We start from the raw sequence: 12902 nt of genomic DNA, 5'->3' as shown, positions 1-12902 counted from the left end.
AATAATGTTTAAATCAACGACTAGTGGTGAACCCACTCAACTTTGGTTAAGTCAACACCGTCTTTGAACATATCCCATAGCGGCGACATCTCGCGCAGCTTGTCGATCGCATTGCGAACAACGCTGATGACATAGTCTATTTCTTCTTCCGTTGTGAAGCGCCCCATGCTGAAGCGAATCGAGCTGTGTGCTAACTCGTCTGAAAGCCCAAGTGCTCGCAATACATACGACGGCTCAAGACTTGCCGATGTGCACGCAGAACCTGACGATACCGCCATATCTTTCAGCGCCATAATCAACGACTCACCTTCAACATAATTGAAGCTGACGTTCAAATTAGCCGCCACACGCTGCTCCATATCGCCATTCACGGTCACTTCTTCAATATCTTTAATACCGTTCCACAACTTGTTGCGTAGCATCAGCAGTCGCTCATTTTCCGTAGCCATTTCTTCTTTTGCTAAACGGAATGCCTCACCCATACCAACAATTTGATGCGTTGCCAGCGTACCTGAGCGCATTCCTCTCTCATGCCCACCACCGTGTATTTGAGCTTCAATGCGAACGCGCGGTTTACGACGCACGTACAGCGCACCAATACCTTTCGGACCATAGGTTTTATGTGCAGAAAATGACATCAAGTCAACTTTCATCGACTGCAAATCGATAGGCACTTTGCCCGTACTCTGAGCCGCATCAACATGGAATAAAATTTTTCGAGAACGACACAATTCACCAATCGCGGTTATGTCTTGGATCACACCAATCTCGTTATTCACGTGCATGATCGACACCAACACCGTGTCATCGCGCATTTCAGCTTCAAGCTTTTTCAAATCAACTAAGCCGTTCGGCTCAGGTTGCATGTAAGTGACTTCGAAGCCTTCACGCTCTAGTTGGCGCGTCGTGTCAAGGACGGCTTTGTGCTCAGTTTTGAGCGTTATAATATGCTTGCCTCTTTTCGAGTAAAAATGCGCAGCACCTTTAATAGCGAGGTTATTAGACTCGGTTGCACCGCTGGTAAAGACAATCTCACGAGGGTCGGCATTCACTAAATCAGCGATATGATTACGCGCTTCGTCGACCGCTTCTTCAGCGACCCAACCAAAGCGATGTGAGCGCGAAGCCGGGTTTCCAAAATTGCCTTCATGGGTCAGGCATTCTGACATTTTTGCCGCAACACGCGGGTCAACAGGTGTTGTTGACGAATAATCAAGATAAATAGGAAGTTGAACCTTACTCATTACAATGCTCCGATTACAGCTGTAAGCTGACTTCAATTTCATTCATTAATGTGGATGCTTTCGATTTACAATGGTCTTGTCGTGTTGCAACGCGTTTAACGTCGCGTTTATCCATCAAATCGCCGAGGCTAATACCATTTAAAAACAAGCTAATCCGCTCGCTCAGATCCTGCCATAAACTGTGTGTAAGACATTGCTCACCACCTTGGCAATCGGACTGCCCCTGACAGCGCGTAGCATCGACTGACTCATCAACCGCACGGATCACTTCACCAATTGGAATATCGCCAGCACTACGGCCCAGTAAGTACCCACCACCGGGACCTCGCACACTATCGACAAGCTTTTCTTTACGCAAACGGGCGAAGAGCTGCTCTAAATACGACAGTGAAATTTCTTGCCGTTCAGAGATATCAGCAAGAGGCACAGGGCCCTTCGCTGAGTGAAGCGCGACATCCAGCATCGCAGTCACCGCATAACGCCCTTTTGATGTCAATTTCATGCGCTTTCCAAACCTTTCCAGCTACGTTTTCAATGCGTTGAATACTGACATAACCTACTAATTTAGTCAAGTATTTACCCGACTAAATTACTCAGGTATTATTCGCTAAATTTTGGGGTCGAATGCCTCATTGCTTTCTTCAGCACTCATACTCACCGTAGGTTTGAGCCCCGTATCAGCAAAGTCTTCTATACTTAACGAGTGCAGTGACTTGGTACAGACGTTGCCTCCCATGGCTTGGATAGCCGTGCACATTTCTTCCACTTTGGCATCCATCACGTGAACATGATCGAGTAACACCCCCATCGCATTGGCCACCGGATCAGGATTATCTATCGAGACAGCGTAAGCATCAAAACCATATTTCTCAGCGATTTTATGCCGACGTTTACTGTCTAATGCAGATGTCTGCGCTTTGTTGTTGGCAGGCGCTTGCACAATACGCCCCGGTATACCCACTGCGGTTGCGTGCGCAGGCACATCTTTAACCACCACGGAGTTTGAGCCGACCTTTGCGCCCTCATGGATCGTAATGGGGCCCAGCACCTTTGCGCCCGCCCCGATAACCACATTATTCGCCAATGTTGGATGACGCTTACCTGCTTTCCACGTGGTTCCCCCCAAAGTAACACCGTGGTACAGAGTCACATCATCACCGATGATGGCAGTTTCGCCGATCACCACACCCATGCCATGATCAATAAAAAAACGCCGCCCTAATTGAGCGCCCGGATGAATTTCAATGCCGGTTAACCATCGTGAAAATGTAGATACTGAACGCCCCAACCACTTCCAGTTCTTGCGCCATAGTTTGTGAGCCAGCCGGTGCAACCAAATCGCATGCAACCCCGGATAATTCGTTAATACCTCAAAAGTAGTGCGTGCTGCGGGGTCTCGATGAAATACGCTACGAATATCTTCTTTGATGCGTTTTAGCATTCACTCTACTCCTTTACTGGGTGTTCTTCACTGCTGGCAGGTTTCGCCGTATGAGTAGACCGGTCGATAGATGACAGAATTCCACGCAAAATATTCAATTCTTGAGACTCTGGTCGGGCGCGGTTGAACAGGCGTCGCAACTTCATCATGACGTGACCGGGATGGTTTTTGACGATAAACCCTGTGTTCAATAAGGTCGTTTCCAAATGTGCATAGAATCGTTCTAAGTCGGCCGACAAAGGGTACTCGGCGGCCGTGTTCGCACTAGCCTGCACATTGTTGGTCTGCTCGCGTTGCAAATGAGCCATGCGAACTTCGTAACACAGAGTTTGAACAGCGGCAGCAAGGTTCAGCGAGCTATATTCAGGGTTGGCGGGAATGCACACATGAAAGTGACATTGCTGCAATTCTTCGTTGGACAACCCATTGTTTTCTCGACCGAACACCAGTGCTACCGGGTAGTGAGTGACTTCTTCGACCAACTTAACGCCACATTCACGCGGGTCTAGCATTGGCCAAGAATGCGTTCTGGAGCGTGCTGAAGTACCAACGACTAAACCGCAATCTTGTACTGCTTCTTCCAATGTCGCCACAGTTTTTGCGTTTGCTAACACATCGCCAGCGCCGGCTGCCAATGCGCTGGATTTGCCGTCTGGTGGTGAAACCGGATCGACCAAAACGAGTTGACTGAGCCCCATGGTTTTCATGGCGCGCGCCGCCGAGCCGATATTGCCGGTGTGGGAGGTATTAACCAATACAATTCGAATATTGTCTAACATGATAAATGGCGCGCTCTGAAGAATGAAAAAACGCCGCGCAGTTTATCACAAACCGCACACGCTGACAGGGGCTTTTGACGCGTGTAATCGGATTATCGATTGCAAAAAGACACCAGTCTGATAGCATGCGCCGCTGATAATCGTAGCGTCTGTTTTTTGAACAGCCGCACGATCGTTCTGACGACCTTGTTCTTTGACAACTGATGGTGGAAATACATGCATCCAATGCTTAACATTGCGGTGCGCGCAGCGCGCGTGGCCGGTAATATCATTGCCCGTGGTTTTGAAAACCGCGACGATTTGGAAACTCAAGCCAAAGGCGCTAATGATTTTGTGACAAAAATCGACAAAGAAGCGGAACAGGCCATCATCAGTAAAATCAAACAATCCTACCCGGATCATGCTTTCCACGGTGAAGAAAGTGGCAAGCAGGGCGCTGATGAAACCTTTACCTGGATCATAGATCCGCTTGACGGCACCACTAACTTTATTAAAGGCATACCGCATTTTTGCGTGTCGATTGCTTTAATGCATAAAGGTAGGCTCGATCAAGCGGTGGTGTTTGACCCCATTCGTGGTGAGTTATTCACCGCCAGTCGTGGCGCAGGTGCCCAGCTTAATGGCTATCGCATCCGCACATCGAAAAGCAAAGACTTAAACCAAACCATTTTGGCGACGGCTTTTCCGTTTAAGCAAAAAGACACATTAGCAACGTACACAGAGCAATTTTCACAGATATTTTTAGCCTGTGGTGATGTTCGCCGCACAGGCTCTGCTGCGTTAGATATGGCGTATGTTGCATCTGGCCGCTTTGACGGTTATTGGGAGCGTGGCATCAAACCGTGGGATATTGCGGCGGGCGAACTTCTTGTGCGTGAATCTGGCGGTCTTGTGACCGATTTTAAAGGCAACAATGACCCGCTATTTTCAGGCGAAATTGTGGCGGGAAGTCCACGCGTCGTGCAAAATCTGGTCAAATACCTGAAGTAATAACTTCTTTATTCGTGCGGCGTGTTGTCAGCAACATAGGCGCCGCGCTTTCCAATCGGCCTGTCTGGGCCGATGGTACTATCTCCTTCGGTGTGAAACTCCAGTGACGCGTTCATGGCGGCACCGAGTAAAATGATAAACGCACTCAGATAAAACCACATCAACAAGATGACGATACTGCCCATCGAACCGTAAGTCTGGTTATAACTGGCATACTCGCTAACGTATTCAGAAAATCCGTACGAGGCAATCAACCATAGCAGCGTCGCCACCACTGAGCCTAACGACACCCAGCGCCATTTAGGTGCCCGCCGGTGCGGCCCATAGCGGTACAACGTCGCTAGGCCCAGATTAAAGATAACCATCAACAATAACCAGCTCAGCCAATCGGTCACAAACGACGGCATAATGTCGCCAAAAACAAGAGTGATCAATTCTGGCAAAAAGGTGATCAGCAATAATGCAAAAATGATCACGGCAATGGTTGAAAGCGTCAATACGATGCGGGCAACCAGTGCACTTAAGAAACTTCGATTCTCAGATTCTCGATAGCTGATGTTGCAGGCGATTAGCAGCGCCTGCGCGCCTTTGCTGCCGCCCCAGACCGTCAATGCAACACTCACGACCAAACTGAAACTGAGCGCCTGATCCGACTTTTCTATTAACTTGAGCAGTTGCTGCTCCAACATAAACCGACTGTCTTGTGGCAGTACGCTAATCAAAAAATTCATGTGTTGCGTCAATTCAGCCGGCGAAATCAGTAATCCATACAAAGAAATGACACCAGCGAAAAGAGGAAAAACAGCCAAGAGGAAATAAAATGCCACACCGGCAGCGACCAGCGATAAGTTATTACTCTGCACGGTATGCGCAATATTCTTTGCCACAGACCACCATTGCTTTAGTGAAAACCGGTGTGGCCCCCTTATCCCCTCTCGCTGACTTACTGACACATTATCCACTCTGATCGAAAAGCCTAAGTCAACATGGTAAGCAATATCTGCGCCTTTGAGCAATAGCGCCCCATGTTATGCCTAGACAGGCCTACGGCCACATAGTGTTGATTGCCCACAGTGACAGGATGAGCCGAAATTCACTGATGTGTTGCGGGAGTGTGAAAGTTTTACTCATTTGCGGCCTTCAATTTGGCCTAAAAAAACCCGCCGAAGCGGGTTGACTATGACTTAAAAAACGCACTGACTCATCAGGGCATCGGTTCTAAATCTTCGCCTTCCTTTTCAACCTGAGGAGGCATCAAGTCTTCCTTGCTGATCCCCAAGAACAACGCCACTGAGCTGGCAACGTAAATCGATGAATAAGTTCCGATCACCACACCAAATAACAACGCCGTGGCAAAACCATGGATCAGGGCACCACCTTTATAGAACAGTGCCAAGAGCACAAGTACCGTGGTGAGTGACGTGATGATGGTTCTATTTAGAGTCTGCGTCAGCGAAATATTGATAATTTCTTCTGGCGTGCCTTTACGCACCTTGCGGAAGTTTTCTCGAATACGGTCCGAAACAACAATGGTGTCATTGAGCGAGTAACCTATCACCGCCAGCACAGCAGCCAAAATGGTGAGATCGAATTCCAGTTGCAGCACAGCAAACAAGCCAAGGGTGATGATAACGTCATGCGCCAACGCGCCCACTGACCCCAGCGCAAAGCGCCACTCGAAGCGCATCGCCACGTAAATCAAAATACAAATCAGCGCTACCAGCATCGCTAGGCCGCCTTGCTCTGTGAGTTCTTCACCCACATTAGGTCCGACAAACTCAATTCGGCGCATCTCCACGTTCGGATTGCCCGCTTTAAGTGCTGCAAGCACCTGGTCGCCAATCACCGCCGCCTCAATACCCTCTCGCGGTGCGATGCGAATAAGTACATCCTGACTACTGCCGAAGTTCTGTACGATTGCATCACCAAAATCAGCGGCATCCAGTTCCTGTCGGATACTGCTTAAATCCGCTGCCTGCGTATAGCCCACTTCAATTAGCGTACCGCCGGTGAAGTCTAACCCCCAATTGAGTTTATTGAACGTCAGCGCCGCAATGGAACCGATGATCAATAAGGTCGATAGGATCATCGCCGGAAACCTCAACTTCATGAAGTTGACGGTGTCGTTAAGTTTTAAAAGTTGAAACTGCATATGATTCTCCTTAAATCGCCAGTTTCTCAACACGTCGTCCGCCCCAAATGAGGTTGACCAGTGTGCGAGTCACAATAATTGCAGTGAACATTGACGTGGCGATACCAATCATCAACGTAATGGAGAACCCTTTGATTGGACCTGTGCCGACGGCAAACAAGATCAACCCCGCAATAAAGGTTGTAATATTTGCGTCCAAAATGGTTGAAAATGCGCTATCAAAGCCATGATGAATTGCTTGCTGCGGACTGCGGCCATCACGAATTTCTTCGCGTATCCGCTCAAAAATAAGCACGTTTGCGTCAACCGCCATACCCACGGTTAGGACGATACCCGCCATACCGGGAAGGGTCAGCGTTGCACCCGGGATCATCGACATGATTCCCACAATCATAATGACGTTTGATACCAACGCAATATTGGCGACGATGCCAAACGCTTTATAGTAAATCAGCATGAAAAACAGCACCAACGCCATGCCCCACATGATGGCTTGCATGCCCAGTTCGATATTCTCTTTACCCAGGCTTGGCCCCACCGTGCGTTCTTCCACTATTTGGATAGGCGCGATAAGTGCTCCGGCACGCAAAAGCAATGAGAGGTCTCGCGCTTCTTGCGGAGAATCAATACCGGTTATCTGGAAATTACTGCCCAGTTGTGCACGAATAGTCGCGACGTTAATCACTTCCTCGTGCTTTTCAAAGACCAATTTGCCGTCTGCATCACGTTCATCAGTGGCTTTGTATTCAATAAACACGGTAGCCATTGGCTTACCGATGTTGCCCCGCGTATTGCGCGACATCTTATTCCCGCCATCTGAATCCAAGGATATACTGACTTGTGGCAAGCCGTATTCATCCACGCCACTATTCGCGTCAATAATGTGGTTACCCGTCAGCATGATGCGTTTTTCAAGTAACTGCGGCACACCATTACGATCGTCAATCAGCTGAGAGCCTGGCGGCACACGCCCATTCATCGCATCACGAATATCGTTCTTTTGATCAACCATGCGAAACTCAAGTGTCGCCGTCGCATTCAATATCTCTTTCGCTTTGGCGGTATCCTGAATACCCGGCAGTTGAACAACGATGCGGTCAGCACCTTGTTTCTGAACTAATGGCTCTGCAACACCGAGTTGATTCACCCGATTACGGATAATCGTAATGTTTTGCTTAACGGCATAGTCACGAATTTCGAGTAGGCGTGCTTCACTGAATGTGGCTTCTAACACCAAATCGTCTTTCTCATCAAACACCAGATCGCGATTACGATTGCGCAAGAAGAACTCGGCTTTATCCAGTGCTTCCTGATCGCGGAACTGGATATCCACGGCGTTTTCTTTAGCACGTACGGTGCGATAACGAATACCTTCTTCGCGTAGCGCCGTTCTGAAATCGCCTTGCGCATCTTCCAGCGCTTTCTCCAGCGCAGAGTTCATATCAACTTCCATCAGGAAGTGAACACCACCACGCAGGTCTAGACCGAGTTTCATAGGCGAACCACCGAGATTAGCAAGCCACTCCGGTGTGTCCGGCGCTAAGTTCATTGCAACGAAATATTCATCGCCTAATGCGGTTTCCAAATGTTCACGTGCAAGTAATTGAGTATCTGAATCGGGCACGCGCACCAGTATTTGATCGTTAGCGTATTCGATACGCTTTATCGCAATATTTGCCTTGGTTAATTCATCGTTAACCTGATCAAGCAACTGTTCGGTCACTTGAGCATTGCGGCCAGCAGAAATCTGCACGGCATGGTCTTCACCATAAATATTCGGCAGAGCATACAACCCGCACCCGAACACTACGATAAGTACCAGCAGGGTTTTCCAAAGAGGATTTTGATTTAACACAACAACATTCCTTTGCAGTAAAGCCGCTAATTTAGCGGCTTTACCGACAGATTATATGGCTTTCATGGTGCCTTTGGGCAATACGGCAGTGACAGCGGCTTTTTGAACCACAATGTTATTGGTTTCATTCAGCGCAATTTCGATAAAGTCTTTGTCATCAGACACTTTGGTGATTTTTCCAACTAATCCACCCTGAGTCAGCACTTCATCGCCTTTGCCCAATGATGACACCAGATTTTTATGCTCTTTGACACGCTTTGCTTGTGGGCGATACAGCAAAAAGTAAAAAATCAGGCCGAAAACCGCCAACATAATAATCATTTCAAAGCCGCCACCCTGTGGGCTGCCAGCTGCCTGCGCATGTGCGTCAGAAATAAAAAAACTCATAATTTTCCCCTGTTACTTATTGTTATAGTGCCGGTACCGGCATGTTTTTCTTGGCATAAAAATCAGCGACAAAGGCATCTAACTGATTATTCTCTATCGCGTCGCGTAACCCTTGCATTACACGTTGATAATAGCGCAGGTTATGTATTGTATTCAGCCGTGCGCCGAGTATTTCATTGCACTTATCTAAGTGGTGTAAGTATGCACGCGAATAATTTTTACAAGTGTAGCAATCACAATTTTCATCTAACGGTGCTGTATCCGTCTTGTGCACGGCGTTGCGGATTTTAACCACCCCCTCCGTCACAAATAAGTGGCCATTTCTGGCGTTACGCGTCGGCATCACACAGTCGAACATATCTACACCGCGTCGTACCGCTTCCACGATATCTTCTGGTTTACCCACGCCCATCAGGTAACGTGGCTTATCAGCGGGTATTTTGTGTGCGGTATGATCCAAAATTCGGATCATGTCTTCTTTGGGCTCTCCCACCGACAATCCACCGATGGCATAGCCGTCAAAATCTATTTCCAGCAAACCCGCTAATGACACATCGCGAAGGCTTTCATACATGCCACCCTGTACAATACCGAAAAGCGCCGAACGACTGCTGCCATGCTCATCTTTACTGCGTTTGGCCCAACGCAAAGATAATTCCATCGATAGACGCGCTTCCTGCTCCGTCGCGGGATAAGGCGTGCACTCATCAAAAATCATCACGATGTCTGAACCAAGATCGCGCTGTACCTGAATCGACTTTTCGGGTGTTAATAGGATTTTTTCACCGTTAATCGGCGAGCGGAAGGTGACACCCTCTTCGGTGATTTTGCGTAAATCCCCCAGAGAGAACACCTGAAAACCACCCGAGTCCGTAAGGATGGGTTTTTGCCAGTGCATAAAGTCATGCAGATCACCGTGCTGCTTGATAATGCCCGTGCCAGGACGAAGCATTAAATGAAATGTGTTACCGAGACAGATATGTGCACCGGATTCATCCAGTTCCTCTGGGGTCATGCCTTTCACTGTGCCGTAGGTGCCCACGGGCATAAACGCGGGGGTCTCCACCACTCCGCGCTCAAACACGAGCTGGCCACGGCGCGCGCCGTTGTCGGTGTTTAACAGATTAAACTGCATGTTAATTCAGCCGCCTTAGGTCGTTAATTGTTGCGATTTTTGCGGCGCGATTATACCAGCTAAATTGAGAAGGTCATGTGATATCGCGTTTTTCAATGAACATGGCGTCACCATAGCTGAAAAAGCGGTACTTTTCGTCAATCGCTTGCGCGTATGCCTGCATGACGTTATCACGACCCGCAAACGCACTGATCAGCATCATTAGCGTGGATTCGGGTAAGTGAAAGTTAGTGACCATCGCATCCACCACTTTAAAGCGGTAGCCGGGGTAGATGAATATGCTGGTATCATCGAACAACGGTGCAATGTTTCCTTGCGGATTTGCACAGGCTGATTCCAACGAGCGCACCGACGTAGTGCCAACAGCAATGACACGCCCGCCCGCGGCTTTCGTTTTCACAACCGCATCAACGACGCTTTGCGGCACCTCGGCATATTCAGCGTGCATTTGATGCTCTTCAATATTTTCAACACGCACCGGTTGAAACGTTCCGGCTCCCACATGCAAGGTCACAAAAGCCAGTTGCACTCCACTCTCTTTAAGCTTTGCCATTATCGCATCATCAAAATGCAAACCCGCGGTCGGTGCGGCCACCGCACCGGGCTTTTCGTTATAAACGGTTTGATACCGGCTACGATCAGCGTCTTCATCAGGGCGGTCTATATAGGGTGGCAATGGCATATGGCCGTACTGCTCTAGTTGGCTCAGCACCGGCACATCGCCTAAGAAAGTGATTTCAAATAACGCACCGTGCCGTCCCGTCACTTCAACCTCAACCGCGTTTTCCAGTAACAGCCGACTGCCAGGCTTTGGCGATTTACTGGCCCGCACATGCGCCAGCACCTGAGACTCACTGATGATGCGCTCCACCAATATCTCAACTTGACCACCGGTGGACTTTTGACCCAGCAAGCGCGCTGGAATGACGCGCGTATTGTTAAAAATCAGCAGGTCATTTGGCTTTACAATAGACAGAATGTCTGTGAACTTTCTGTGTGCGACTGCGCCGGTGTTTCCGTCCAGGCACAATAAACGGCTAGCGGTCCGCTCCGGCGTAGGGTATTTCGCAATCAGCGATTCAGGTAATTCAAAGTGAAAATCAGATAGTTTCATTCCGGTATGCTACAGCAATAAAATAATCGGCGTAGTTTACGTATATAAACGCATACCAGCAATGCGATTGTTATACCCCAATGTGTTAGGTAATTCCGAATAATGCGGTTAAATTATAACCACTGGCGCTGAGCACGTGCAAACACCTCAGCCCACCATGTTGTTTTCCTTAAGTCTGTTGTTGTTCAAACAACCTTTAACCCGACCGTGTCATCACGCGTCGGGTTTTTTTATCCTTCGACATCAGCCAACATTTCGTGAATGTCGTCAAAACTCAACTGCTTCACATTCAGTACCGACAACATTTGTAACAATAAATCTGCCCCCAAAATCCCTTTATTCACTTTGTTACGCAGATTGTCGGCACTTTGCATAACACCAATGGCGGCAAGGCGTTCGCTCAATTCCTGGTAGCGAATATCGCGGCGAGACATCTCTGTTTTCACTACTCTTTGAACCACGTTACGCCAGTTTTTAGTCGCATTTCCGGACATAATTAAAACCTACTTTTGTGAATTATAATTTACAAAAGTGATTAATAAGACACTTTTGTTGCAATAATAGTTTGACAAACAATCTTCCTTATAGCTACACTTTTCCGGCATCAAGCGATAAATCGTCGTGGTGTCATAGTTTTATCAAGCAAACAAGGTTAGAGTGATAACGTCAAGTGATTCGCATTTAGGAGAATGTACATGAGCTGGAATTTGCAACAACTTTCAAGCCTGCTATCGGCGCAGGACCAATACGTAGTGACCGTTGAAGATCACTGCTTGTTGATTGCCAATGAAGATGGTTTGGATGCCTGGTTGGCCCTGAGTGGCGAGCAAATTTTAGTCGAGAGCTTGCTCTTTTCAGTGACTGACGTGAAAGACACTGCTGCATTGAATGATGAAATTTTACGCACTCACATGGTGTTCCCACTCACCACGGTCGGCATTTCCAGCGTGGGTGGCGAAGACTATTACACGGCATTTGGCGCATTGAGCGCGCAATCGAAGGAAGAAAGCGTGTTGATTGAAATAGACACCTTATTCCAGAACGTTGCCGCCTTTATTGATGCTTATCAAACGCATTTAAACGCCTCGTTGTAATTCGGGTAGGAGAATAGTTATGTCAGTATGGCAAAAGTTGGTCACCGCGGTAAAAGGTGGTGCAAATGAAGCGGCTCAATCAGTGGTCGACAGTCAGGCAATTCGTATACTCGAGCAAGAGATCCGCGAAGCGAAAGAAGAATTGCGCAAATCGGATCATGCACGTACGCAAATATTAGCAAAGTGCAAACTCGCACAGCAAAAAATTGACAGCTTAAATAGCAGCATTGCGCAATACGAAGAGCATGCGCGCAAAGCGGTAGAAACTGATCGTCAGTTGGCACTGGATTGCGCACAGAAAGTGTCTGATCTCAGCGAAGAGCGAGATGCCGAACAGAGCTATTTGGACCAGTTCAAAAAATCTGAGGTTCAGCTAGCCGGAAATATCAGTCAGGCGAAAGCCAACTTACGTCGCTTAGAGCAACAAGTTGATATGGTAAAAGCCACTGAATCTGTACAGAAAGCGCAAGTGGCAGTGTCCTCACGCCACATGGGTGCAAACAGTAAAATGAAAACTGCCACTGAGTCGTTATCGCGCATTCAGGAGAAACAAAAGTTACGCAATGCCGAACTTGAAGCCGCTGAAGAGTTAGCCAGTTCTGAGTCGAACGATGACTTAGAATCTCGCTTAGCACAAGCTGGCATTAAAGGCGGAAAGTCATCGGCTGATGACGAACTGAGCCGCATTTTGGGCAAGTAAGCCTTGCCTCC

The 12902-nt window shown here is 48.1% G+C and carries 14 protein-coding genes; 3 read left to right on the top strand and 11 right to left on the bottom strand.

The window, feature by feature from the left end:
• Nucleotides 1-20: 20 nt before the first annotated feature.
• The 4 genes from KIU71_RS04815 to trmJ form a co-directional block, all read right to left on the bottom strand.
• Nucleotides 21-1244, bottom strand: coding sequence for an IscS subfamily cysteine desulfurase (locus tag KIU71_RS04815; RefSeq protein WP_214130041.1), 1224 nt, complete (start codon nt 1242-1244; stop codon nt 21-23).
• A gap of 13 nt (nt 1245-1257) precedes the next feature.
• A complete protein-coding gene (gene iscR / locus KIU71_RS04810; protein ID WP_214130040.1) occupies nt 1258-1746 on the bottom strand; it encodes a Fe-S cluster assembly transcriptional regulator IscR in 489 nt (162 codons plus the stop codon).
• A 105-nt stretch (nt 1747-1851) separates the two neighbouring features.
• Nucleotides 1852-2685 (bottom strand): serine O-acetyltransferase, encoded by an 834-nt coding sequence (cysE, locus tag KIU71_RS04805; RefSeq protein WP_214130039.1) that lies wholly within the window; start codon nt 2683-2685, stop codon nt 1852-1854.
• Nucleotides 2686-2690: 5 nt separating this feature from the next.
• Nucleotides 2691-3464, bottom strand: a complete 774-nt coding sequence (trmJ, locus tag KIU71_RS04800) for a tRNA (cytosine(32)/uridine(32)-2'-O)-methyltransferase TrmJ (protein WP_214130038.1) — start codon at nt 3462-3464, stop codon at nt 2691-2693.
• A 216-nt stretch (nt 3465-3680) separates the two neighbouring features.
• On the opposite strand from trmJ, the gene suhB reads away from it, so the two are divergent.
• The gene (gene suhB, locus KIU71_RS04795; protein WP_214130037.1) at nt 3681-4454 is read left to right on the top strand and encodes an inositol-1-monophosphatase; all 774 of its coding nucleotides are present in this window, start codon (nt 3681-3683) and stop codon (nt 4452-4454) included.
• Between the two features lie 8 nt (nt 4455-4462).
• On the opposite strand, the gene KIU71_RS04790 is transcribed toward suhB, so the two are convergent.
• The 7 genes from KIU71_RS04790 to KIU71_RS04760 form a co-directional block, all read right to left on the bottom strand.
• On the bottom strand, nt 4463-5470 hold the full coding sequence (locus tag KIU71_RS04790; RefSeq protein ID WP_250207255.1) for a YihY/virulence factor BrkB family protein: 1008 nt from the start codon (nt 5468-5470) through the stop codon (nt 4463-4465).
• A 188-nt stretch (nt 5471-5658) separates the two neighbouring features.
• The gene (gene secF / locus KIU71_RS04785) at nt 5659-6606 is read right to left on the bottom strand and encodes a protein translocase subunit SecF (RefSeq protein ID WP_214130036.1); all 948 of its coding nucleotides are present in this window, start codon (nt 6604-6606) and stop codon (nt 5659-5661) included.
• Nucleotides 6607-6616: 10 nt separating this feature from the next.
• Nucleotides 6617-8461: a protein translocase subunit SecD gene (gene secD / locus KIU71_RS04780; RefSeq protein WP_214130035.1), complete on the bottom strand. Its 1845-nt coding sequence runs from the start codon at nt 8459-8461 to the stop codon at nt 6617-6619.
• A 51-nt stretch (nt 8462-8512) separates the two neighbouring features.
• Complete coding sequence (gene yajC / locus KIU71_RS04775) at nt 8513-8848, bottom strand: preprotein translocase subunit YajC (RefSeq protein ID WP_214130034.1); 336 nt, start codon at nt 8846-8848, stop codon at nt 8513-8515.
• A gap of 22 nt (nt 8849-8870) precedes the next feature.
• On the bottom strand, nt 8871-9983 hold the full coding sequence (gene tgt, locus KIU71_RS04770) for a tRNA guanosine(34) transglycosylase Tgt (RefSeq protein ID WP_214130033.1): 1113 nt from the start codon (nt 9981-9983) through the stop codon (nt 8871-8873).
• 73 nt (nt 9984-10056) lie between these two features.
• Entirely contained in the window at nt 10057-11097 is a 1041-nt protein-coding gene (gene queA, locus KIU71_RS04765) for a tRNA preQ1(34) S-adenosylmethionine ribosyltransferase-isomerase QueA (RefSeq protein WP_214130032.1), read from the bottom strand.
• 230 nt (nt 11098-11327) lie between these two features.
• Nucleotides 11328-11591, bottom strand: a complete 264-nt coding sequence (locus KIU71_RS04760; RefSeq protein WP_214130031.1) for a DUF6471 domain-containing protein — start codon at nt 11589-11591, stop codon at nt 11328-11330.
• Between the two features lie 201 nt (nt 11592-11792).
• On the opposite strand from KIU71_RS04760, the gene KIU71_RS04755 reads away from it, so the two are divergent.
• Both KIU71_RS04755 and KIU71_RS04750 read left to right on the top strand, forming a co-directional pair.
• A complete protein-coding gene (locus tag KIU71_RS04755) occupies nt 11793-12191 on the top strand; it encodes a YjfI family protein (RefSeq protein WP_214130030.1) in 399 nt (132 codons plus the stop codon).
• A 19-nt stretch (nt 12192-12210) separates the two neighbouring features.
• Nucleotides 12211-12891: a PspA/IM30 family protein gene (locus KIU71_RS04750; RefSeq protein ID WP_214130029.1), complete on the top strand. Its 681-nt coding sequence runs from the start codon at nt 12211-12213 to the stop codon at nt 12889-12891.
• The last annotated feature ends 11 nt before the right edge of the window (nt 12892-12902 follow it).

Origin of the sequence: Alteromonas oceanisediminis (assembly GCF_018474025.1) — a bacterium.
GTDB classification, from domain to species: domain Bacteria; phylum Pseudomonadota; class Gammaproteobacteria; order Enterobacterales; family Alteromonadaceae; genus Alteromonas_E; species Alteromonas_E oceanisediminis.
The sequence above is the reverse complement of the archived record's forward strand: the minus strand, read 5'-3'. Positions and strand labels throughout refer to the sequence as shown.